The following is a 23,835-nucleotide window of genomic DNA, read 5'->3' on the forward strand; positions in this document are numbered from 1 at the left end:
CATGACCAGTAGTGCAGATACCGCGGCCGCCCGTCGCCAGTTCGACCAGGCGATGGCCGTGCTGGAGTCCGATCCCGCGACCGCGCTGCGGCATTTCCGCGACGCCACCGGCATCGACCCGTCGATGGCCGATGCGTGGTTGGGCCGGATCTCCGCCGGCGACGACGCGCTGGATTCCCTGCAGCAGCTGTTCGCCTACGGATCGCGGTTGCACCGCGAGTCCAACCGGCTCGGTGTACGTCTGGGCGCGCCGATCAAGGCCGGGCCGTACCTGTCGATCACCGTCACCGAGTCCTCGCACGCCGGTCTGGCGCTGGCCAGCGCGCTGGTCGACGACGAGCAGTTCGAGAAAGCCGAAGCGGTGTTGGAGGATTCGGCGCTGCTGGACACCTGGGAAAACCATCAGTGGCAGCAGTACGTCCGGGCGTATCTGATGTTCGCCACCCAGCGCTGGCCCGACGTCATCGCCGAGGCGGCTCGGGTGCTGCCCCCTCAGGCGATCATCATGTCGGCGGTGACGGCGGCCACCAACGCGCTGGCCGCGCACGCCGCCGCGCATCTGGGGCAGGGCCGGGTGGCACTCGATTGGGCAGACCGGGTGGAGTTGCGCACCGAGCGGGGCGCCGCCGAGACGCGCAGGCACAGCCTGCTGGATACGGCGGTCACCGCGATCGATCCGCTCGAATTCCCGCTCATCGCAGCAGACCTCGCGTATGTCCGGGGGATGGCGCACCGCCAGCTCGGCGAGGAGGACAAGGCGCAGATCTGGTTGTCGAAGGCCACGATCAACGGTGTGCTGATCGACCCGGCCAAACAGGCGCTGGCCGATCAGCGGCTGCAGTTGGTCGTCACCGACGAGGACACGATCAACAGCCGCTCCAACAAGTGGGACGCCAGCACCGAGCAGTCGGAGAACGAGCGGGCCGAAGAGGAGAACGCTGAGCGGCGGACCGAGCTGCTGGCCGAAGGCCGTGCGCTGCTGAACAACCAGGTGGGCCTGGCCGACGTCAAGCGGGCGGTCGCCGAGCTCGAAGACCAGATCGAGGTCCGCGAGCTGCGGCTGGCCCACGGCCTACCGGTGACCAACCAGACCAACCACATGTTGTTGGTGGGTCCACCCGGAACCGGTAAGACGACGACGGCCGAAGCGCTCGGCAAGATCTACGCCGGGCTGGGCATCGTCCGGCATCCGGAGATCATCGAGGTCAAGCGCGCCGACTTCTGCGGTGAGCACATCGGGTCGTCGGGGCCGAAAACCAATGAGCTGATCAGCCGTTCGCTGGGTCGCATCCTGTTCATGGACGAGTTCTATTCCCTGGTGGAGCGCCATCACGACGGGCGGCCGGACATGATCGGAATGGAAGCGGTGAACCAGTTGCTGGTGGCCTTGGAGGTGCACCGCTTCGACTTCTGTTTCATCGGCGCCGGCTACGAGAAGGAAGTCGACGAATTCCTCACCGTGAACCCGGGTTTGGCGGGGCGCTTCAATCGCAAGCTGCGGTTCGAGTCCTACAGCCCCGACGAGTTGGTGCAGATCGCCGTCCGCTACGGCGGACCGCGCGCCACCGTGATCGAACCCGCCGCGCAGGACGCGCTGAACGCGGCGTGCCGCAAGTTGCGGGCCTACCTCGCCCCCGACGGCATCCACGGTATCGACGTCATGCAGAACGGCCGGTTTGCCCGCAACGTCGTGGAGCGCGCGGAGCGGTTGCGTGACTCACGGGTGGCCGCCCAGAACCGCACCAGCCGCGGCTCGGTGACGGTCGAGGATCTCGAGACACTACGCACCCAGGACCTGATGGCCGCGGTCGCCGACGCATGCGCGGAAAAGCATGTGCCCATCAGCCTTTGACCTGTAGCACCGCCGCGGCGGCGCGTGCAAGCGCGCCCGCGCTCGGGTAGCGCGCCTCCGGGTTCTTCGCCATCGCCGTGGCAATGACGTCGTCCATCGCCACCGGCAACCACGGTGCCAACTCGGTGACGCGGGGCGGCTCGCGGTACAGGTGCGCGTGCACCACCTGGTCCTTCGATTCGGCGTCGAAGAACGGCGGCTTGCCGGTCAGCAGCCGAAACAGTGAGCAGCCCAACGAATACACGTCGGCCCGTCCGTCGACTTCGCTGCCCCGCAACATCTCCGGCGCCGCGTAGGCAGCGGACGTCAGTACCATGCCATCTGCGGCGAACGGCCGCGACCCGAAATCTGCCAGCAGCGCGCGGTCGTCGCCGTCCAGCAGGAAATTCGACGGCTTCACGTCACCGTGCACGACTCCCTGCGCGTGGGCGAAGTCCAGCCCGCGAGCGATGCCTGCGATGATGTGCACCGCCCGTGCCGGCGACATTCGTCCGGCACGTAATTCGCGGTCCGCGTCCCCGCCTGCCGCGTACTGCATTGCCAGCCAGTGCTTTCCGTCCGGGGCCGTGCCGTGGTCGTACACCGGCACGATACTGGGATGGACCAGAGCCGGGGGTGCACCGGATGTGGAAACCTTGAGCGCGACGCGCTTGCCTGAATCGTGCGCCAGGTAGACAGTGCCCGCACCGCCTGTGCCGAGCACGGATTCGACGACGTAGCCGCCGATACTAACGGGGTCCACGGGGCGGTATGGTCGCGAAGAATTGCGAAATGACCGCTGCCACTTCGACGAACGCCCGGCGGGTCGGCACCGACATCTCAGCGGTGCTGTTGATGACACCTCCCGGGCGCAGGCCCGGATCGAAGGGCACCTCCACCACCGCCTGTCGCCTGGAGCGGAACTGGTCGGCCAGCACCCCGCGCGTCTTCTTGTCGGAGTGCCCGTCGGAATCATTGAGCACGATCACCGAGCGCTGCATCAAGCCGGTCTTACCATGGGCGGCAAGCCATTCCATCGTCTGTGCGGCGGCTGACGCCCCGTCCGGCCAGGGCGAGGACACCACGATCAGCGCGTCCATGTCGCGCATCGCCTCCTGGGTGACGGGGGCGTCCATCGTCGAACCGCAGTCGACGATGGAGATCGTGAAGTGCCGGTCGAGCCGCATGGTGGCCTCGCGGTAGATCGCCGGGTCCAGAATCCCGCGGCGACTGCCGTTTTCCCCGGCCAGCACGAACAATCCCGACGAGTTGCTGCCCATCCGGGTGAGCACCTCGGCGAACGAGCGCAGGTTCTTGTTCTTGGCCAGCTCCCAGTAGGAGCCGTCGGCGCGCGGGTCGATGCGGCTGCCGAGCCGGCCGAACGCGGTGTCGGCGTCCACCGCCACCACCCGGTCCCCGCGGCGAAGCTCGGCCAGCACACACCCGACGCTGGCCGACACCGTCGTCTTGCCGACACCACCCTTGCCCAGCACGCCGATCTTGTAGTGGCCGCGCAACGGGGCGGCCACCATGGCCTCCATCGCGGCCTGACGCTGGTCCTCGCGCGACGGACCAGGGTTCACCAGCCCGAACGTCGCGGCATGGACGCCGCGGCGCCAACCCCGGGTCGGCTTGGGCTTGGGCCGCCGGACCGGCGACGGCGTCGGAACCGCGGGATACGGCGCCCGCGGCATCGGCGGCATCGGTCGTATGGGGGGCGGGACCTCGATACGGGGCAGCCGCTCAGTGGGCGGGCCGCCGTACTCCGGCGGAGGCGGAGCCTGCCGGTATCGCTCGCGGTAATCATCGCGGTCGGTCATCGTGTTCAGTATCGCTGGTCTCTCCGAGATCGACGTTTTGCCGGTCCTCACCCGGGCTTTTCCTGCGATTCGTCGGTTTGGACGAGGTAAAGCTAAGAATCCGACCAGAGTTTGCGCAAAGTCTCGGGCCGGACCGCTGTGTGGCGCGTGGTGCCGGTGACGACGGCTGATGTGAGGTACACCGCAGCCGCCGGGTGGGCACCCTACGCCCTCAGCAAACAACCACCGCCACGGCGAACGGAGCTCCCCGTCGGTCCCCCGGTGCGCGAACCGGGCATCTGGCCATCAAAAGGGGTCGAGGACAACGGATTCCGCAGCCGAATGGCCCCGGCGATCACGTCTTCGATTCCCACAGCAGAGCAACCAAGTAAGCCTAGACTAAGTTGGCATGTCAGGCGGGGTTTGACATATCGTTTTACGACTTGTTGACACCACAGTGGAGCCCCGTTCAGTGACGCACGGAGGAATCCCTGGCGGGGCGCGGTGACGTCGACGAACCACCGCGCACAAAAGCTTGTGAAGGGTCAGGTGCGAATGCCCAGGAGTGTCGGGCTGTACAACCCCGCATATGAGCACGACTCATGTGGCGTCGCCATGGTGGTGGACATGCACGGCCGTCGCAGCCGCGACATCGTGGACAAGGCGATCACCGCGCTGCTGAACCTCGAGCACCGCGGCGCGGCAGGCGCCGAGCCGCACAGCGGTGACGGCGCGGGCATCCTGCTTCAGGTTCCCGACGCGTTCCTGCGTGCTGTGGTCGACTTCGAGCTTCCTGCCGAGGGCTCCTACGCCACCGGCATCGCGTTCCTGCCGCAGTCGTCCCGCGACGCGGCCACCGCCTGCGAGGGCGTCGAGAAGATCGTCGAGGCCGAGGGCCTCGACGTCATCGGCTGGCGCGACGTCCCCACCGACGACTCGTCGTTGGGTGCGTTGTCCCGGGACGCGATGCCGACCTTCCGCCAGGTGTTCATCGGTGGCGCGTCCGGCATGGAGCTGGAGCGCAAGGCCTACGTGATCCGCAAGCGTGCCGAGCACGAGCTGGGTTCCAAGGGCCCCGGCCAGGATGGTCCGGGTCGTGAAACCGTTTATTTCCCAAGCCTTTCCGGCCAGACCTTTGTCTACAAGGGCATGCTGACCACACCGCAGCTCAAGGCCTTCTACCTCGATCTGCAGGATGACCGGCTGGAAAGCGCGCTGGGCATCGTGCACTCGCGGTTCTCCACCAACACATTCCCGTCGTGGCCGCTGGCCCACCCGTTCCGGCGGGTCGCCCACAACGGCGAGATCAACACCGTCACCGGCAACGAGAACTGGATGCGCGCCCGTGAGGCGCTCATCAAGACCGACATCTTCGGCACCGACGTCGAGAAGATCTTCCCGGTCTGCACCCCCGGCGCCTCGGATACCGCCCGCTTCGACGAGGTACTCGAACTGCTGCACCTCGGTGGGCGCAGCCTCGCGCACTCGGTGCTGATGATGATCCCGGAGGCCTGGGAGCGCAACGAGTCGATGGACCCTGCCCGGCGGGCGTTCTACCAGTACCACAGCTCGTTGATGGAGCCGTGGGATGGACCGGCCTCGGTGTGCTTCTCCGACGGCACGGTCGTCGGCGCGGTGCTCGACCGCAACGGCCTGCGTCCGTCGCGCATCTGGGTCACCGAGGACGGCCTCGTGGTGATGGCCTCCGAGGCCGGGGTGCTCGATCTGGACCCGGCCACCGTGGTCAAACGCATGCGCCTGCAGCCCGGCCGGATGTTCCTGGTGGACACCGCCCAGGGCCGCATCGTCTCCGACGAGGAGATCAAGGCCGAACTGGCCTCCGGCGAGCCCTACCAGGAATGGCTGGACGACCAGCAGTTCCATCTCGACAATCTGCCGCAGGGCCCGTATGTGCGGATGCCGCACCACCGCGTGGTGCTGCGCCAGCAGGCCTTCGGCTACACCTACGAAGAGCTCAACCTGCTGGTCGCGCCGATGGCGCGGACCGGAGCGGAGCCGCTGGGCTCGATGGGCACCGACACCCCGATCGCCGTGCTCTCGTCGCGGCCACGGATGCTGTTCGACTACTTCCAGCAGCTGTTCGCCCAGGTGACCAACCCGCCGCTGGACGCCATCCGCGAAGAAGTGGTGACCAGCCTGCAGGGCACCGTCGGCCCGGAAGGCGACCTGCTCAACCCGCAGCCGGAGTCGTGCCACCAGATCGGGCTTCGCCAGCCGATCCTGCGCAACCACGAACTGGCCAAGCTGATCAACCTCAACCCGGACGACACCGTTCGCGGCCGCAAGCACGGCATGCGCTCTGCCGTCATCCGATGTCTGTATCCCGTCGCCAAGGGCGGCGAGGGTTTGCGCCGTGCGCTCGATGACATTCGTGACGCGGCGTCGAAGGCCATCGCCGACGGCGCCCGGATCCTGATCATCTCCGACCGCGAGTCCAACGAGAACCTGGGGCCGATCCCGTCGCTGCTCTCGGTGGCGGCCATTCACCACCACCTCGTTCGCACCCGGACCCGCACCCAGGTCGGCCTGGTCGTGGAGGCCGGCGACGCCCGCGAGGTGCACCACATGGCCGCCCTGGTCAGCTTCGGGGCCGCCGCGATCAACCCGTACATGGCGTTCGAGTCGATCGACGACATGATCGGCCGTGGGATGATCGAGGGCATCAGCCGTGAGAAGGCGCTGCAGAACTACATCAAGGCCGCAGGCAAGGGTGTGCTGAAGGTGATGTCCAAGATGGGCATCTCCACCCTGGCCTCCTACACCGGCTCGCAGCTCTACCAGGCCATCGGCATCTCCCAGCAGGTGCTCGACGAGTACTTCACCGGCCTGCACTGCCCGGTCGGCGGGATCGATCTGGACGACATCGCCGCCGACGTCGCCACCCGCCATCAGCTGGCCTATCTGGACCGCCCCGACGAGCGCGCGCACCGCGAGCTCGAGGTCGGCGGCGAATACCAGTGGCGCCGCGAGGGTGAATACCACCTGTTCAACCCGGACACGGTGTTCAAGCTGCAGCACTCCACCCGCACCGGCCAGTACAAGGTCTTCAAGGAGTACACCCAGCTGGTCGACGACCAGAGTGAGCGGATGGCGTCGCTGCGCGGCCTGCTGAAGTTCAAAGATGGTGTGCGGCAGTCGATTCCGATCGAAGAAGTCGAGCCGGCGAGCGAGATCGTCAAGCGGTTCTCCACCGGGGCGATGAGCTACGGCTCGATCTCGGCCGAGGCGCACGAGACCCTGGCGATCGCGATGAACCGCCTTGGCGGGCGGTCGAACTCAGGCGAGGGCGGCGAGGCCGTCAGCCGATTCGAGCGTGAGCCCAACGGCGACTGGCGCCGCAGCGCCATCAAGCAGGTCGCCTCCGGTCGCTTCGGTGTGACGTCGCACTACCTGACGAACTGCACCGACATCCAGATCAAGATGGCCCAGGGTGCCAAACCAGGTGAGGGCGGCCAACTTCCGGGCCACAAGGTCTACCCGTGGGTGGCCGAGGTGCGGCATTCCACGCCAGGCGTCGGCTTGATCTCGCCGCCGCCGCACCACGACATCTATTCGATCGAGGATCTGGCACAGCTGATCCACGACCTGAAGAACGCCAACCCGCAGGCCCGCGTGCACGTGAAGCTGGTGAGCGAGAACGGTGTCGGCACGGTCGCGGCCGGCGTGTCCAAGGCGCACGCCGACGTGGTGCTGATCTCCGGCCACGACGGCGGCACCGGCGCCACGCCGCTGACGTCCCAGAAGCACGCGGGTGCACCGTGGGAGCTCGGCCTGGCCGAGACCCAGCAGACGCTGCTGCTCAACGGATTGCGTGACCGGATCGTGGTGCAGGTCGACGGCCAGCTCAAGACCGGCCGTGACGTGGTGGTCGCTGCTCTGCTGGGTGCCGAGGAGTTCGGCTTCGCGACCGCGCCGCTGGTGGTGTCGGGCTGCATCATGATGCGGGTCTGCCACCTGGACACCTGCCCGGTGGGTGTGGCCACGCAGAACCCGGTGTTGCGCGAACGCTTCGACGGCAAGCCGGAATTCGTCGAGAACTTCTTCATGTTCATCGCTGAAGAGGTCCGCGAGTTGATGGCTCAGCTGGGCTTCCGCACCATCAACGAGATGGTCGGCCAGGTCAACGCGCTGGATACCGCGAAGGCTGCCGAGCATTGGCGGGCCCACAAGCTGGACCTGACGCCGGTTCTGCACGAGCCGGATTCGGCGTTTATGAATCAGGATCTGTACTGCAGCTCACGCCAAGACCACGGCCTGGACAAGGCGCTGGATCAGCAGCTGATCGTGATGAGCCGAGAGGCGCTGGATTCCGGCACTCCGGTTCGCTTCTCGACGACGATCGCCAACACCAACCGGACTGTCGGCACGATGCTCGGCCACGAGCTGACCAAAGCCTATGGCGCCAATGGACTTCCGGACGGAACCATCGATATCACGTTCGACGGTTCGGCGGGCAACAGCTTCGGTGCCTTCGTGCCTAAGGGTGTGACGCTTCGGGTCTACGGCGACGCCAACGATTACGTCGGCAAGGGGCTCTCGGGCGGAAGGCTCGTGCTACGGCCGTCGGACAAGGCGCCGGAAGACTATGTGGCAGAAGCCAACATCATCGGCGGCAACGTGATCCTGTTCGGCGCCACCAGCGGTACCGCGTTCATCCGCGGCACCGTGGGTGAGCGGTTCGCGGTGCGCAACTCCGGCGCGCACGCCGTGGTCGAGGGCGTCGGTGACCATGGCTGCGAGTACATGACCGGCGGACGGGTGGTGATTCTCGGCGAGACCGGCCGCAACTTCGCGGCGGGCATGTCCGGTGGCATCGCCTACGTCTACGACCCCGACGGCAGGCTGCCGGCCAATCTCAACACCGAGATGGTCGATATCGACGAGTTCGACGACGCCGACGTCGAGTGGCTGCGCGACATCATCGTCGCGCATGTGGACGCCACCGATTCGGTTGTGGGCCAGCGCATCTTGGCTGACTGGTCCGGACAGGTAGGTAATTTCGTGAAAGTGATGCCGCGCGACTACAAGGCCGTGCTGCAGGCGATCGCCGAGGCTGAAGCTGCCGGCGAGGATGTCGACAAGGCGATCATGGCGGCCGCTCATGGGTGACCCGAGTGGCTTCCTGAAGATCACCGCGCGTGAGACGCCGGTGCGCCGGCCGGTGGATCTGCGACTCAAAGACTGGAAAGAGGTCTACGAGGACTTCTCCCAGGACACCCTGGAGAAGCAGGCCTCGCGCTGCATGGACTGCGGAATCCCGTTCTGCCACAACGGCTGCCCGCTGGGCAACCTGATCCCGGAGTGGAACGACCTGGTGTACCGGGACCGGTGGCGTGACGCGATCGAGCGGCTGCACGCCACCAACAACTTCCCGGAGTTCACCGGCCGGCTGTGCCCGGCGCCGTGTGAGGCCTCCTGCGTGCTGGGCATCAATCAGGATCCGGTGACCATCAAGCAGGTCGAGGTCGAGATCATCGACAACGCCTTCGACGAGGGCTGGGTCGTCCCGATGCCGCCGCACGTCATCACCGGCAAGAAGGTCGCCGTCGTCGGCTCCGGCCCCGCCGGGTTGGCGGCTGCCCAGCAGCTGACCCGTGCCGGGCACGACGTCACCGTCTTCGAGCGGGCCGACCGCATCGGTGGACTGCTGCGCTACGGGATCCCCGAATTCAAGATGGAGAAGCGTCACATCGATCGGCGCCTGGCTCAGATGGAAGCCGAGGGCACCAAGTTCCGCGCCGGCGTCAACGTCGGCGTCGACATCAGCGCCGACCAGCTGCGCGCCGACTTCGACGCGGTCGTCCTCGCCGGCGGTGCCACCGACTGGCGGGATCTGCCGATCCCGGGCCGCCAGTTCGAAGGCGTATATCAGGCCATGGAGTACCTGCCGTGGGCCAACAAGGCCACCCACGGCGACCCGGTACTCGACGAGAACGGTCAGCCGCCGATCACCGCCAAGGGCAAGAAGGTCGTCATCATCGGCGGCGGCGACACGGGCGCCGACTGCCTGGGCACCGCCCATCGCCAGGGCGCGGCCAGCATCCACCAGTTCGAGATCATGCCGCGGCCGCCCGAGACCCGGGCCGACTCGACCCCCTGGCCGACGTACCCCCTGATGTTCCGGGTGTCCTCGGCTCATGAGGAGGGCGGCGAGCGGGTGTTCTCGGTCAACACCGAGAAGTTCGTCGGCCACGAGGGCAAGGTCACCGGTCTTCGCGCGCATGAAGTGGTGATGAAGAACGGCAAGTTCGAGAAGGTCGACGGCACCGACTTCGAGCTCGAGGCGGACCTGGTGCTGCTGGCGATGGGCTTTGTCGGACCGGAGAAGCCGGGCTTGCTCACCGACCTGGGCGTGGAGCTCACCGATCGGGGCAACGTCGCCCGCGACAACGAGTTCGGCACCTCCGTGCCCGGTGTCTTCGTCGCCGGCGACATGGGCCGCGGCCAGTCGTTGATCGTCTGGGCAATCGCGGAAGGCCGCGCCGCCGCCAAAGGTGTGGACCGCTACCTGATGGGTCACTCCGCGTTGCCGGCGCCGATAAAGCCGACCGCAGCCCCTCAGCGCTGATCGATTCAAGGCCACACTGGTAACTCCAGTCCCATCAGAATCATCGGATTAATCGGCGGCGCGCCTCTTGCTGTTTGCGGTGTGATCTGTGTCTAATTGCTGGAGTGAGCGTTGCGGTAACGTGGGGCTCCGCCTGAGCTGAGATCCGACCACAGGAGTGATCCTTGTGTACCTCAACCCGATATCTCGTTCCCGGGTCGGGCGTATTGCCTGGTCCTTCTTCCGTCACCCAGTGAGAAGCCGCGAGTGGCCGGCCAAGCACGAGCGCTTGGTCACGGCCGACGAGCTCGTCCGCTTCGGTTTCTAGCAACTGATTCCGGCGGTAGTTGACGCAGGCGCAGCTTTGCCGGCCGTTACCAGGCTGTTATCTAGAGCCCTGAATCCCGGATCGCTTCGGCCAGCGGCTCGAGCACGGCCGGATGGTGCGGCGGGGGCAGGTACACGATCGCCAGATCCAGACCCTCGGACCCCAGGGCCGCGGCCTCGTCGATCGCCTTGGCATAGTCGTGGTCCTCGCTGAGCCGGACGTGAGCGGAGGTCATGATCTCGCTCGGGTCGCGACCGATGTCGGCGCAGTGCGATGCCAGAACGTTGAGCTTGTGGGCGAATTCCTCGGGGGTACCGCCGGCGAAATTCCAGTGCTGGGCATATTTGGCGACGATGCGCAGTGTCCGCTTCTCGCCGCTGCCGCCGATGCAGATCGGCGGGTGGGGCCGCTGCGGGCCTTTGGGCTCGTTGCGTGCGTTGCTGAGCTGGTAAAAGGCTCCGTCGAAGTCGGTGGTGTCCTGGCTGAGCAGTCCGATCAGCACCTGGCAGGCTTCCTCGAAGCGGTCCAGGCGCTCTTTGACGCTGCCCAGTTCGATGCCGTATGCGCCGGACTCTTCTTCGTTCCAGCCGGCGCCGATACCCAGTTCCAGGCGGCCGCCGGAGATGATGTCGACGGCGGACACCATGTTGGCCAGGACCGCGGGATGCCGGTAGTGGATGCCGCTGACCAGGTTGCCGAGCCGTAGCCGGGTGGTGGCCTGGGCCAGCGCGGTCAGCGTCGTCCAGCCCTCCAGGCAGGGTCCGCTCGAGTCCGAGAAGATCGGATAGAAGTGGTCGAAGGTCCAGCCGGAGTGGAAGACGTCGATGTCATCGGCGACCTGCCAGACCGCCAGCATGTCGGCCCACGTGGTGTTTTGGGGGGAGGTCTTGAAGGCGAATTGCACTGTACCGAGCCTAGTCCGGTTCGCTGACCGGCACCTGTCAGGCGGCGTCTATTCGGAGCAGTTCACTGCGGCCGGCGGGCTCACGGCGCAACGCCCTACCGAGCGCGTGAACGAGCAGCCACTGGCCGAGTCCGGCGACCACCAGCGGCCAGAGAGCGCCGGCAAGTAGGGCGGGACCGATGGTCACGGCAGGACTGGTCAGTTGGCTCCGGCGCGACCAGGCGGCAAACGCCATGGCACCACCCGCGACGAGAGTGGCTGCGCACACATACGCGACCACCCACTGGAGAGCTGACATGGGCTTTTTGTACCCGAGAATTTTCAGGGATAAACCGGGCGGGCCACGTGGGAGCGGGCGTGGGCGATCGCGTCGTCGAGGGAGTCGATCAGGTGATTCTCGTGGCGCAGCGCGTCGACGATGCCGATGTTGGCCAGCAACGCCATGTGCTCGGGCCGCACTCCCTTGATGATGACGGTCACGCCCCGGGCCTCGAGGTCTTCGGCGATCTCGGCAAGGGTGTGCGCACCGGTGGCGTCCAGCATTCCCAGCTGGGACATGCGGATGATGACCACCGATACGTCGGGATGGTTGGTGATCGCGTTGGAGAGTCGTTCGGCGGCGCCGAAGAACATTGCGCCGTCCAATCGCAGCAGCGCGATGCGCTCGTCGCCGGGCTGAGGCGGGCCGGGCAGATCCTCACGGACCACGCTGCTGCGCCGCGCGACCGTCCGCAGCGCGAAGAACGCGGCGATCAGGATGCCGATTTCGACCGCCTCGATCAGATCGAAACACACCGTGACGACGGCGGTCAGGGTGAAGGCCAGCGCGTCCGAGCGGGTGGAGCCGACGATCTTGGCGACGGTGCTCAGCGAGATCATCCGAAACGACGTCACCATCAGCACACCGGCCAACGCGGACAACGGAATCGCCGCAACCGGGCCGGTGGCGAGATAGACGACGCCGAGCAACAGCAGCGAATGGACGATCGCCGACAGCCGGGTGCGAGCGCCTGACCGCACGTTCACCGCGGTGCGGGCGATCGCGCCGGTGGCCGGCATGCCGCCGAACAGGCCGGACGCCATCGAGGCCAGACCCTGACCGACGAGTTCGCGGTCCGGATCGTAGGGGCCGGTCGGCGACATGGTTGCCGCCACCCGCGCCGACAGCAGCGATTCGATGGCGGCGAGCGCGGCGATGGCCACCGCGGCGCCGAGCAGGGTGCGCAGCGCGGCGGGATCGGCGTGCGGCACCAGCGGCGCGGGCAGATGCGCGGGCAGGTTCCCGATCGCGCCCACCGGGAAGTGGAAGGCGACGACGAGCAGGGTGGCCACGACGACAGCTGTCAGCGATTCGGGAATCGCGCGGTGCACGCGCGGCAGGCCGACCATGACCGCGGCGACGAACGCCACGACGGCGAGAGTGCGCCATGCCGATGACCACTCGGCCTCGGCGACGACTGTCCAGGCGGCGACCAGCGTGCGTTGACCGCTGGGAGCCTCGACACCGAACGCCGCGGGCACCTGCTGCAGGAAGATGATCGCCGCGATGCCGAGCGTGAAGCCTTCGATCACCGGCCAGGGAATGAACGTGACCGCGCGGCCCAGGCCGGTGATGCCTGCGGCCAGCACGATCACCCCCGCCAGGACCGTGACGAGCGCGACGCTGCCGATGCCGTGCTGCGCCACGATCGGCGCGAGTACCACCGCCATCGCTCCCGTCGGTCCCGACACCTGGACATGGGATCCGCCGAATATCGCGGCGACAACTCCCGCGATCACAGCCGTGATCAATCCGGCTGCCGCCCCGACACCCGAGCTGATGCCGAACGCCAACGCAAGCGGCAACGCCACCACACCCACCGTGATCCCGGCGAGGATGTCGCGACGCCAGGACCGGGGTAGGTCGGCGTAGTCACTGAGATGGGGAAGCAGCCGCGACAGCTGACCGGCGGCCTTGGTGATCACTGCGGATTTCCCACCGGAGGCAACGAGTCGAAGGCCGAGAGCTGTTCGTGGCGGGCTTTGAGGGTGTCGGCGAGGAAGCCGCGCGCAGACACCAGCAGATCGCGGATCGACGGGTGGGCGAGCTCGTAGTGCACGGCGTTGCGGGTGCGCTCCGCCGACACCACGTGATGGCGTTTGAGGACAGCCAGGTGCTGCGACAGCAGCGTCGGTTCGATCTCGGTGGCCGCGAGAATCTCGCTGACCGGGGTCGGCCGGTCATTGGCCGACAAGATCTCCAGCACGCGAATACGCGCGGGGTGCGCCAGCGCCTTGAAGAGGTTGGCCTTGATCTCGTAGAGCGGGCGCTCGTCGCCGCCGGGAGAGTTGGTGGGCACCATGAGCCTCGACTTGATGACTTGATGGATTGAACGAAATCTCAATTAGCGTAGCGCGGATGCGCTCGGGCGCCAAAAGCCGCCACCCGCGCGGGGCACACTGGAGTCATGGACCCGGTGGCCGCGCTACGCGAGATCGCGTACTACAAGGACCGTGCGCGGGAAGACTCCCGGCGGGTGATGGCCTATCGCAAGGCCGCCGACATCGTCGAGGCGCTGGATGAGCAGACCCGCGACCGGCACGGCCGGGCCAACAGCTGGCAGAGCCTGCCCGGCATCGGACCGAAGACGGCCAAGGTGATCGCGCAGGCGTGGGCCGGCCAGGAACCCGATGTACTGGTCGAGTTGCGCGGCTCGGCTGAGGACCTCGGCGGTGGCGACATCCGTGCGGCGCTGCGGGGCGATCTGCACCTGCATTCCAATTGGTCGGACGGGTCGGCGCCGATCCCCGAGATGATGGCCGCGGCGGCCGCGCTCGGCCACGAGTACTGCGTGCTGACCGACCATTCGCCGCGGCTGACCATCGCCAACGGGCTCTCGCCGGACCGGCTGCGCCATCAGCTCGACGTGATCGACGAGCTGCGAGAGAAGATGGCGCCGTTCCGGATCCTCACCGGCATCGAGGTCGACATCCTCGATGACGGGACGCTGGACCAGGAGCCCGAGTTGCTGGACCGCCTCGACGTCGTCGTCGCCAGCGTGCACTCGAAGCTGGCCATGGATGAACCGTCGATGACGAGGCGGATGGTTCGCGCCGTGACCAACTCGCGGGTCAACGTCCTCGGCCACTGCACGGGCCGGCTGGTCACCGGCAACCGCGGCTTGCGGCCGGAGTCGAAGTTCGACGCCGAGAAGGTGTTCGCCGCGTGCCGGGACAACAACACCGCGGTGGAGATCAACTCGCGGCCCGAGCGTCGCGACCCGCCGACCCGGCTGCTGAAAATGGCGTTGGACATCGGCTGCGATTTCTCGATCGACACCGACGCCCACGCCCCGGGCCAGCTGGATTTCCTCGGCTATGGTGCGCAGCGCGCCGTCGACAGCGAGGTTCCGGTCGAACGGATCGTCAACACCTGGCCCGTCGAGAAGCTGTTGGCTTGGGCCGCAAGCCGATTGCCGGTCGTTGAGTTCGAGAATGACGCCGGGTGCGGCGATGCGCGATGGCACTCGGCGGGCTAATCCGGCAGGTGCGGCATCTCCAGATCCGGATCCCGCCCGACCAGGACACCGCGAGTGAGTACCGCATTGCCATACCGACGCCGGACACGGTCGACGGCCGCGTCGAGGTCCAGCGTCTCGGGGCGCCCGCCGTCGAGCGGAAGCTCCAGCTGCTGAGCGCCACCGGGGTCGATATTGCTGACGGCAAAGCCGATCAGCGTGATGCCGCGCTCGGCGATCAGCGGCGCGGCGGCAGCGACCAGGTCACGGGCAGCGGCCAGGATCGGTGCGGTGGACCCGGTGGCCCTGGCCATGGTGTGCGACCGCGTGATTCGGGTGAAGTCATCAAAACGCAAGCGCAGCACAACTGTTCGGCCGGTGCGCTGCGCGCAGCGCATCCGGCGGGTGATCCGGTCCACCAGGCCGATCACCACGGCGTCCAGCTCGCCAGGACTGATCCGGCGCCGGCCCAGCGCGCGCTGGGCGCCCACCGAGCGGCGACGCCGGCCGGTGTCGACCCGGCGCCGGTCGATGTTGCGCGACAACGAATACAGCTGCCTGCCCATCGCCGGCCCGACCATCGACGCCAGCATCGACTCCCCGAGCTCGGCGACCTGGGCGACGGTCTCGATGCCGTACGCGTGCAACTTGTCGGCCGTCTTGGGTCCCACGCCCCACAGCCTGCGCACCGGCAGCGGGTGCAGGAAATCCAGCTCCCGCTCGGGTGGCACCAGCAGCAGCCCGTCCGGTTTCGCTTCCTGGCTGGCGACCTTGGCCAGGAACTTGGTGCGCGCGATACCCACCGTGATCGGTAGCCCGACCCGGTCGCGAACCTCGTCCCGCAGCCGCGCCCCGATCTGCACCGGGTCGCCGGCCAGCCGCTGCAGCCCGGCGACGTCGAGGAAGGCCTCGTCCACCGAGAGCGGTTCGACCAGCGGTGTGGTGTCGCGGAACACCGCGAAGACGTCGTCACTGGCCTGGCTGTAGGCAGACATCCGCGGCGGGACGACCACGGCTGCGGGGCGCAGCCGGCGGGCCTGGTGGCCGCCCATCGCGGTGCGCACCCCATATGCCTTGGCCTCATAGCTGGCGGCCAGCACGACGCCGCCGCCGACGATCACCGGACGACCGCGCAGCGTCGGGTCATCGCGCTGCTCGACGGAGGCGTAGAACGAGTCGAGATCAGCGTGCAGGATGGTCGCCCGGGCGCCGGACACGAGCATATGTTCGCATGCCGGTCCGACAATTGCCTACGGCGGCGGTGGCGGCGGCTCAGGTGCGGGCGGCGGTGGCGGCGGTTCCGGCGCCGGGGGTGGCGGCGGTGCCGGTGGCGGCCACATCGGCAGCGTGATCGGCGGCAGGCCCGGAATGTTGATGACGTTGACGTCCGGCGGCGGGGCGTCCGGCGGTGGGGGAGGAGGCGGCGGCGCCAGATCCGGTGGTGGCGCGGGTGGTATCCCGTTGCTGGTATTGATCGTGATGATCGAGCCCGGGATGGTCTTGCCCGACGGGGTGGTCCCCACGACTGTGCCCCGCGACGAGAAGCTGTTGACCGGGGTGGGGAGATCGGCGACCTGGAAACCGGCTTCCCGCAGGCGTTTCCGCGCCGCTTCAAAGCTCAGGCTGCTCACGCTCGGCACGGTGCTGCCCGGGCCGCCTTCGACGTACCGCTTGTCGGTGGGCGGCAGCGCGATCGGGCCGAAGTCCTCGGCGACCGGCTTCATCGCCAGGAACCAGGTGCGTGCGGGCTCGTTGCCGCCGTAGAGGTTCCCGTATCCGCACTTGCGCAACGGAAACGAGCACAGTCCGCCGGGATTGGTCGAGTCGTCGAAGATGTAGTTTGCGGCGGCGTACTGGTTGGTGAAGCCGAGAAAGCCTGAGGAGCGGTGCGATTCGGTGGTGCCGGTCTTTCCCGACATCGGCAGGCTCCAGCCGACCGAGCCGGCCGAGCCGGCCGCGGTGCCGCTGGTGGCGTCCTTGGACAGAGCATTTGCCAGCGTGTTGGCCAGCCCCTCGGGAACTGCCTGCTCGCAGGCTTGTGTCTCGACGGCGACCTCCCGGCCGTGCCGATCGAAGATCTTGTCGACCGGGCTGGGCGGGCACCACATGCCCCCCGACGCCAATGTGGCCGCCACATTGGACAATTCGAGGGCATTGAGCTCGAACGGCCCCAGCGTGAACGAGCCGAGGTTCTGGCGCTTGATGAAGTCGGCCAGACTCTCGTTGCTGTCCGGCTGGTAGGCGCGCGCCGTGCCCGGCTCGGCGTAGGAGCGCAGCCCCAGCTTGACGGCCATGTCCACCGCGCGCTGCACCCCGATCTGGCCGATCAACCGCGCGAACGCGGTGTTGGGCGACTGCGCCAGCGCATCCGTCACACTCATCGGGCTGCGGTAGTTGCCTGCGTTTTTCACACACCACGTCTCTTTGGGACAACCCGGGGTGTTACTGCTGCCCAGGCCTTTCCCCTGAAACTGCGCCGGCACCTCCAGCTGGGCGTTGGTCCCCATGCCCATCTCCATGGCGGCGGCGGTGGTGAAGATCTTGAAGATCGATCCGGCGCCGTCACCGGCCAGTGAGAACGGCTGCGGCTGGACCGTCTGACCGGCGTCGAGCTGCAGACCGTAGTTGCGGCTGTCGCCCATGGCGAGCACCTTGTGACTGGTTTTGCCGGGCTGGATCACCGACATCACGCTGGCCACCCCGTCGAGCTGCGGGCTGGCAACGGTGTCGATCGCCTTCTTCACGCTGTTCTGGACCTTCGGGTCCAAGGTGGTGCGGATCAGGTAGCCGTTGCGCGCGACGTCGTCCTTGGACAGACCTGCTCGCGCCAGATACTGCAGCACGTAGTCGCAGAAGAACCCGCGGTCGCCGGCGGCGATGCAGCCCTGCGGCAGTGAGTTCGGCTGCGGCAAGATGCCCAGCGGCGCCTCACGGGCGGCGCGCAACTCCTCGGCCCGGTCCGGCAGATTCTCGATCATCGTGTCGAGGACCACGTTGCGCCGGGCCAGCGCAGCCTCGGGGTTGGTGTAGGGATTCAGCGCGTTTGTCGACTGCACGATGCCGGCCAGCAGCGCGGCCTGCTGCCAGTTCAGGTCCGCCGAGTTGATCCCGAAGTATGTCTTGGCCGCATCCTGCACCCCGTAGGCGCCATTGCCGAAGTAGACCAGGTTCAGGTACCTCGTGAGGATCTCGGGCTTGGAGATCGCCCGGTCCAGGGCCAGCGCCATCCGGATCTCGCGCAACTTGCGCGCCGGCGTGGTCTCGACCGCCGCCCGCCGCTCGGCGTCGGTCTGGGCGTTGACCAGGAGGTTGTAGTTCTTGATGTACTGCTGCTCGATCGTCGAGCCACCTCGGGTGTCGAGGTCGCCCCGCAGGTAGCCGACCAGACCGGTCAGGGTGCCCTGGACGTCGACGCCGTTGTGGTCGGCGAAGCGCTTGTCCTCGATCGATACGATCGCCAGCTTCATCGTGTCGGCGATCCGGTCGCTGGGCACCGGCCACCGGCGTTGGGCATAGATCCAGGCGATCGGGTTCCCGGCGGCGTCCACCATCGTGGAGACCGTGGGCACCTCGCCCTCCATCAACTGCGCGGAATCCTGCGCTGCCACGTCGGAGGCGTGGTTCACCACGATGCCCGCACCACCGGCCAGAGGAAACAGCATGGCCGCCACCAACACACCGGCCAGCACGCAGTACAACGCGAGCTTGCCAACGGTGGCACCCCTCGATGGGTGTGGCTCCGACATGCCGCCAGACTAGGGCCAGCCGCTCGGGCCGCGAATTCGAATATGCGAAGCCGGAATCAAACCGAGGCCGGGGCCCCGCCGTAAATGCTGGTGATCCAGATGTGGACGACGGATTCCAGGGCGGCGTCCTCGGCGAGCGTCGGCTGTTGGGTGCCCTGGGCGGCGACCACGACCCGCTCGTTCATCAGGTTCAGCGCCGTGGCGAGATCCCGCGCCGGGATGGTGTCGGGTGCGGCGCCGCGCTCCCGTTCCCGGGTGATCAGTGCTGCCGTGTAGTCGATCCAGCCGGTCATGAAGCTCGCCCACACCTCACGGAGTTCGGTGTTGGTGGCCATCACGCCGAGCCCGGCAAGCACCACCGCCCGGTTCGGGCGCAGGGAATCGAAGAAGGCGTAGATGCCGTCACGCCAGGCCTGCTGCGGCTGCCGCGGGACGTCGGCGCTCTGCTGCTGGTCGGGGCCGGACGCGGTGATCGCCCGGGTGAACAGCCGCACGAGCACCGCGTCCTTGGAGGCGAAATAGAAGTAGAACGTCGGCCGGGACAGGCCCGCGCCCTTGGCAAGTTCGTCCACGGAGATCTCGGCGAACGGCCGTTCGGTGAGCATCTCTTCGAGCGTGCGCAGGATGGCCGCTTCGCGATCGTCGCCGGATGGGCGGGTGGCGCGGCGCCCGCGAACGCGGGCCGGGCTGACAGCTGGCACGAGCTTTACTTTACAGCGTGTTGAGTTTCTCGACAGACTGTTGACCTATTCAACACGGTGTTGATAACGTCGCCGCCATGACTGAACACGTCGATGTGGTGATCGTGGGAGCCGGCATCTCGGGCATCAGCGCCGCCTGGCATCTGCAGGACCGCTGCCCGGGCAAGAGCTTTGTGATGCTGGAGCGCCGCGAGAATCTCGGCGGCACCTGGGATCTGTTCAAGTACCCCGGCATCCGGTCGGACTCCGACATGTTCACCCTGGGCTTCCGGTTCAAGCCGTGGACGTCGGAGAAGTCGATCGCCGACGGGCCGTCGATCATGTCGTATCTCCAGGACGCGGTGCGCGAGTACGGCATCGACAAGCACATCCGCTATCGCAACCGGGTGGTGCGCGCCGAGTGGTCCAGCGCCGACAACCTCTGGACGGTCCGGGTGGAAGCCGAAGGCGAGCAGAAAGACATCACCTGCTCGTTCCTGTTCGCGTGCAGCGGCTATTACAACTACGACGAGGGCTACTCGCCGCAGTTCCCCGGCTCCGACGAGTTCACCGGCACGATCGTCCATCCGCAGCACTGGCCGGCGGATCTGGATTACACCGGCAAGCGCATCGTCGTCATCGGCAGCGGCGCCACAGCCGTGACTCTTATTCCGGCCCTTGCCAATTCGGGAGCCGAGCATGTCACGATGCTGCAGCGTTCACCGACCTACATCGGGTCGCTGCCCGACGTCGACCCGTTCGCGGTACGGATGAACAAGCTGCTGCCCGCCAAACCCGCTTATGTGGCCAACCGGTGGAAGAGCATCGTCTTCCAGTCCATGCAATACCGGCTGGCCCGGCGGTTCCCCAACTTCATGCGCAAGCAGTTGATGACGATGGCGCAGCGCCGGTTGCCCGAGGGCTACGACGTCAACAAGCATTTCGGGCCGAGCTACCGGGTGTGGGACGAGCGACTGTGCTTGGCGCCCAACGGCGATCTGTTTCGCACCATCCGCAAGGGCCGGGCCGAGGTGGTGACCGACACCATCGAGCGATTCACGCCGACGGGAATCAAGCTCGCGTCAGGTCAAGATCTGGCGGCCGACATCATCGTCACCGCAACGGGTTTGAACCTCCAGCTGTTCGGCGGAGCCGAGATCGCCATGGACGGTGAGGCGCTGGATCTGAACACCACGATGGCGTACAAGGGCATGATGCTCTCCGGTGTGCCCAACATGGCGTTCACCATCGGCTACACCAACGCGTCGTGGACGCTGAAGGCTGATCTGGTGTCCGAATTCGTCTGCCGTGTCCTCAATTACATGGACGCCAACGGATACGACCGGGTCGCTCCGAGTCAGCCGTCGGCCGATATCGAGGAACGCCCGCTGATGGACTTCACACCGGGCTACGTCTTGCGCGCACTGGATCGGCTGCCCAAGGCGGGCTCGCGCGCACCGTGGCGACTCAAGCAGAACTACCTGCTGGACCTGCGGCTGATCCGGCACGGCAAAGTCGCCGACGAGGCGCTGAGCTTCACCAAAAACCGTGTTGCAGTGGGTGTTTAGTCTGCAGAGGTGACGACGATCCCGTCGTCGTCGCTGTAGGCGATCTCGCCGGGCGCGAAGGTGACGCCGCCGAAGCTGACCGGAACATCACGCTCACCGTCGCCGGTCTTGGTGCTCTTGCGCGGATTGGTGCCCAGTGCCTTGATGCCGATCTCGAGGGTCCGCAACGTCGATGCGTCGCGGACCGCGCCGTGCACAATGAGACCGGCCCAGCCGTTGGAGCGACCCAGCTCGGCGATCACGTCCCCGACGAGGGCGGTGTGCACCGAGGCATTGCCGTCGATCACCAGTACGCGCCCGTCGCCGGGTTCGGAGAGCACCGACTTCAGCAGCGCGTTGTCCTCGAAGCAGCGCACCGTGCTGATCGGTCCGGCGAATTCGGTGCGAGCACCGAACTGCCGGAACTGCACATCGCAGCTGCGGACGTCCGGGCCGATGTCGTCGACCAGATCGGCGGTGGGACGGAAGTCAACGGCCACGCTCACTCCGCGTTCCGCTGGCGCAACCGACGTACCAGCAGGGCGATCAACACCGTCACCGCGAAGGCCACCGCGAACGGCAGCGGGGAGCGCGACGGTTCCGGCGCCGGAACGATCGCCGGGGTGGAGACCGGGTCGGTGGCCTGCTCGACCGACGACTTGGCGTTGTAGGCGGCGGCCCGGGCGCCCTCGGTGAGCGGCGCGGAACCGTTGCCCGCGGCGGTCGTGGCGGGTTCGGCAACCGGTGGCGGTGGCGGCGGGGCGGCCACCTTCTTCGCCGGGGCCTTCTTGGCCGGTGCCTTCTTGGCCGGGTCGGCAGCCTTCGCGGGCACCTTCTTCGCCGGGGCCTTCTTCACAGCCTTCTTCGCCGGCGCTTTTTTGGCCGGCTGCTTCTTGGCGGGGGCCGATTCCGGAGGCGGCGGCCCCGGCGGCGTGGCGTCGCGACCCTCGTCGGGCAGGTCCTGCGCGTCTGCCATCAGGTGCGCTCCTCTTCAATCATTCGTCGCCGGCAGTGGCACCCATCATGCCAGGGTCAGGTTCGGCGAAGCCGCGACCAGATCACGCCGAGGGCGATGACCGCCACGGCACCGGCGATGAACGGCCAGACCGGCAGTGCGCGGTCTGCGGATGGTGTCGACGCCGTCGCCGATGGGCCCGGCGAGCCGCTGCCCGCGACGGTCATGGTAAAAGCCCAGGAACCGGACACCACGTGGCCGTCCGCCGAGGTCACTCGGTAGTTCACGGTGTAGGACCCGGCCGGGCCGAGTGGACGCACGCCGACGCTGACCGCGGCGCCCTGCACCTGCGGGGTCCCGTCGGACCACAGGTTGCCGTCGGGGCCCACGACGGTCATCGCGGCGAAATCGCTCTGCAGCTGTTCGTTGAAGGTGGCGCTGATGCGCGTCGGTGCCGTGGACAGCGTGGCGTCCGGTGCCGGGTCGGCGGACACCCGCACGGCGTGCGCCCAGGCCACGGCCGTTCCGGCCATCGCCATCGCGGTGATCAGCACCGCCATGGCGACCAACCGCCGCAGGGCGGTCATGTTCGCCGGCGGGCCAGTGCGACGCCGACGCCGATCGCGGCCACCAGCAGCGCACCGCCGGCCAATGCACGAGCGGTGTTGTCGGCACCGCCATGCGTCGGGGCCTGCGCGTCGGCCGTCGGAGCGGCGCTCACCGAGGGACTCGCGGTCCCCGGTGGGGTCGCGTGATGCTCCTCCGGCTCGTGCGGGCCGGCGGTCAGCGGCAAGACCGGAGCCGGATATTCCGGCTCACCGCCGCCGGGCAGTGGCGGCTGGTCCCAGTTCACGACAGTGCCGTCGGCGTAGGTCTGAGCCACCGGGAACGACACCGAATCGGCGTCGGGCAGTTTGATCGACAGCGGAAACAACTCGAACTGGCTGGCGCCGATACCCGCGTCGGGCGTCGCCGTGAACGTCACGGATCGATACGCACCGCTGGCCGGATCGCGGTCCAGGGTGGCGGTCCAGCCCGCCATCACATCGGTGCTCGCCGATGCGACGCCGGGCAGCGTGATCGTGACTTTCGTTGTTGGAACGCCTTTTTCGGATTCATTGGGGACCTGGAAGGTCACCAACGCGTAGTCGCCGCGCACGGCGTGATCGGCGTTGACATGGACGTGCGCGCCGGCCGTCGCGGCGACCGTCCACGAGCTCAGGGTCAGCAGGGCGGCCGGGGCCAGCGCACGGGTCACCACCCGATGGCGCGCCATCACAGCACGCCGAGGCGCGCCATCAGATCGGCGTCGATTCCGTCGAGCTGTTCGGCGATCGCGGCGTGCGCATCGCGGCGGCGTTGTCCCGGCATGTTCTCCGCGGCCGGGATGGCCGCCGACAGGGCATTGAGCCGTTCGGTCATCGCCGCGACGAACTGCTTGGTCTCGGCGTCCTTGGGCTTCTTCTCGGCAACCATCCGCAGTGAGTTCTCCGCGCCGGCGATGCGGGCCGACAACTGCCCGCCCTGACCGGAGAACTGTCCGAGCTGACTCAGCGGGACGCCGAGGCGGTCGGCGCGCCGCTCATCGATGACGCCGCGGGCCGCGATGGCGGCGCGGTAGGCCACCGGGACGATGACGGGGGCCAGCAGCCGGGACACCGTCAGCGCCCGCCGCACCCGGGTGGGCGACAGAAGTTTGCCCTCGCGGACCGCCTTTAGTTGCGCCTCGGCCACTTTCACCGCTGCCCGGTCGGAGTCGCGGGCGGCTTTCAGCTGCGCCTTGAGCACCTTGTTCTCGGAGCGCTCGGCGGCTTTGATGCGGCGCACCTCGTTGCGGGCCGACAGCTTGGCCTCGAGCTTGGCGCGGGCCTTGATCGCGCGAGCCTCCGCGCGGCGCGTCGCACGGCTTTTGCGCTTGGTGAACAGGCCCATACCTGATGCCTCCCGAGTAGGTCGTCGGCGATCGGCGAGACGCGCTCG

At 67.5% G+C, this 23,835-nt stretch carries 18 protein-coding genes and 1 pseudogene; 5 read left to right on the forward strand and 14 right to left on the reverse strand.

All coding sequences use genetic code 11. The features are described from left to right. Position 1 precedes the first annotated feature (1 nt). The gene (gene eccA / locus CRM90_RS05590) at positions 2-1,852 is read left to right on the forward strand and encodes a type VII secretion AAA-ATPase EccA (RefSeq protein WP_102805994.1); all 1,851 of its coding nucleotides are present in this window, start codon (positions 2-4) and stop codon (positions 1,850-1,852) included. Here the strand turns inward: eccA and CRM90_RS05595 are convergent. Together CRM90_RS05595 and CRM90_RS05600 are read right to left on the reverse strand one after the other, a co-directional pair. After that, positions 1,842-2,594, reverse strand: coding sequence for a serine/threonine-protein kinase (locus CRM90_RS05595; protein WP_158248989.1), 753 nt, complete (start codon positions 2,592-2,594; stop codon positions 1,842-1,844). The two genes, eccA and CRM90_RS05595, sit on opposite strands and share 11 nt — an antisense overlap. Then, positions 2,581-3,651, reverse strand: coding sequence for a MinD/ParA family ATP-binding protein (locus CRM90_RS05600; protein ID WP_102805996.1), 1,071 nt, complete (start codon positions 3,649-3,651; stop codon positions 2,581-2,583). The genes CRM90_RS05595 and CRM90_RS05600 overlap by 14 nt, the downstream gene beginning before the upstream one ends. A 534-nt stretch (positions 3,652-4,185) precedes the next feature. Here CRM90_RS05600 and gltB point away from each other — a divergent pair. Beyond that, a complete protein-coding gene (gltB, locus tag CRM90_RS05605) occupies positions 4,186-8,760 on the forward strand; it encodes a glutamate synthase large subunit (protein ID WP_102806134.1) in 4,575 nt (1,524 codons plus the stop codon). Further along, positions 8,753-10,219, forward strand: a complete 1,467-nt coding sequence (locus CRM90_RS05610; protein ID WP_102805997.1) for a glutamate synthase subunit beta — start codon at positions 8,753-8,755, stop codon at positions 10,217-10,219. Before gltB ends, CRM90_RS05610 begins: the two co-directional genes overlap by 8 nt. A 368-nt stretch (positions 10,220-10,587) precedes the next feature. On the opposite strand, the gene CRM90_RS05615 is transcribed toward CRM90_RS05610, so the two are convergent. The 4 genes from CRM90_RS05615 to CRM90_RS05630 are packed head-to-tail and all read right to left on the reverse strand — an operon-like array spanning position 10,588 to position 13,772. Beyond that, a complete protein-coding gene (locus tag CRM90_RS05615; RefSeq protein ID WP_102805998.1) occupies positions 10,588-11,430 on the reverse strand; it encodes an LLM class F420-dependent oxidoreductase in 843 nt (280 codons plus the stop codon). 37 nt (positions 11,431-11,467) lie between these two features. Further along, positions 11,468-11,728, reverse strand: a complete 261-nt coding sequence (locus CRM90_RS05620; RefSeq protein WP_102805999.1) for a hypothetical protein — start codon at positions 11,726-11,728, stop codon at positions 11,468-11,470. A 23-nt stretch (positions 11,729-11,751) separates the two neighbouring features. After that, positions 11,752-13,395: a SulP family inorganic anion transporter gene (locus CRM90_RS05625; protein WP_199189789.1), complete on the reverse strand. Its 1,644-nt coding sequence runs from the start codon at positions 13,393-13,395 to the stop codon at positions 11,752-11,754. After that, positions 13,392-13,772 (reverse strand): ArsR/SmtB family transcription factor, encoded by a 381-nt coding sequence (locus CRM90_RS05630; protein WP_102806000.1) that lies wholly within the window; start codon positions 13,770-13,772, stop codon positions 13,392-13,394. The genes CRM90_RS05625 and CRM90_RS05630 overlap by 4 nt, the downstream gene beginning before the upstream one ends. 105 nt (positions 13,773-13,877) lie before the next feature. Here CRM90_RS05630 and CRM90_RS05635 point away from each other — a divergent pair. After that, positions 13,878-14,882, forward strand: a pseudogene (locus CRM90_RS05635) (PHP domain-containing protein); the annotation flags it as partial. 62 nt (positions 14,883-14,944) lie between these two features. On the opposite strand, the gene dinB reads toward CRM90_RS05635, so the two are convergent. From dinB to CRM90_RS05650, 3 genes are read right to left on the reverse strand one after another with little or no spacing between them, the layout of a single operon-like run. Further along, a complete protein-coding gene (gene dinB / locus CRM90_RS05640) occupies positions 14,945-16,150 on the reverse strand; it encodes a DNA polymerase IV (protein ID WP_102806002.1) in 1,206 nt (401 codons plus the stop codon). A gap of 27 nt (positions 16,151-16,177) precedes the next feature. Then, the gene (ponA2, locus tag CRM90_RS05645; RefSeq protein ID WP_158248990.1) at positions 16,178-18,673 is read right to left on the reverse strand and encodes a transglycosylase/D,D-transpeptidase PonA2; all 2,496 of its coding nucleotides are present in this window, start codon (positions 18,671-18,673) and stop codon (positions 16,178-16,180) included. A 56-nt stretch (positions 18,674-18,729) separates the two neighbouring features. Further along, entirely contained in the window at positions 18,730-19,374 is a 645-nt protein-coding gene (locus tag CRM90_RS05650) for a TetR/AcrR family transcriptional regulator (RefSeq protein WP_199189790.1), read from the reverse strand. A gap of 77 nt (positions 19,375-19,451) precedes the next feature. Between CRM90_RS05650 and CRM90_RS05655 the strand changes: the two genes are divergently transcribed. Continuing rightward, the gene (locus CRM90_RS05655) at positions 19,452-20,921 is read left to right on the forward strand and encodes a flavin-containing monooxygenase (protein ID WP_102806005.1); all 1,470 of its coding nucleotides are present in this window, start codon (positions 19,452-19,454) and stop codon (positions 20,919-20,921) included. Here CRM90_RS05655 and rraA read toward each other — a convergent pair. From rraA to CRM90_RS05680, 5 genes are read right to left on the reverse strand one after another with little or no spacing between them, the layout of a single operon-like run. Then, on the reverse strand, positions 20,918-21,400 hold the full coding sequence (gene rraA / locus CRM90_RS05660) for a ribonuclease E activity regulator RraA (protein ID WP_102806006.1): 483 nt from the start codon (positions 21,398-21,400) through the stop codon (positions 20,918-20,920). The genes CRM90_RS05655 and rraA overlap by 4 nt on opposite strands. A gap of 2 nt (positions 21,401-21,402) precedes the next feature. Beyond that, positions 21,403-21,876: a nucleoid-structuring protein H-NS gene (locus tag CRM90_RS31300; protein WP_102806007.1), complete on the reverse strand. Its 474-nt coding sequence runs from the start codon at positions 21,874-21,876 to the stop codon at positions 21,403-21,405. A 56-nt stretch (positions 21,877-21,932) separates the two neighbouring features. Continuing rightward, positions 21,933-22,433, reverse strand: a complete 501-nt coding sequence (locus CRM90_RS05670) for a copper resistance CopC family protein (protein WP_502693236.1) — start codon at positions 22,431-22,433, stop codon at positions 21,933-21,935. 5 nt (positions 22,434-22,438) lie between these two features. After that, complete coding sequence (locus CRM90_RS05675) at positions 22,439-23,131, reverse strand: YcnI family copper-binding membrane protein (protein ID WP_102806009.1); 693 nt, start codon at positions 23,129-23,131, stop codon at positions 22,439-22,441. Then, positions 23,131-23,787, reverse strand: coding sequence for a DUF6474 family protein (locus tag CRM90_RS05680; RefSeq protein WP_036342031.1), 657 nt, complete (start codon positions 23,785-23,787; stop codon positions 23,131-23,133). The genes CRM90_RS05675 and CRM90_RS05680 overlap by 1 nt, the downstream gene beginning before the upstream one ends. Between the last annotated feature and the right edge of the window lie 48 nt (positions 23,788-23,835).

This window comes from Mycobacterium sp. ENV421, from assembly GCF_002887815.1.
Taxonomy (GTDB): domain Bacteria; phylum Actinomycetota; class Actinomycetes; order Mycobacteriales; family Mycobacteriaceae; genus Mycobacterium.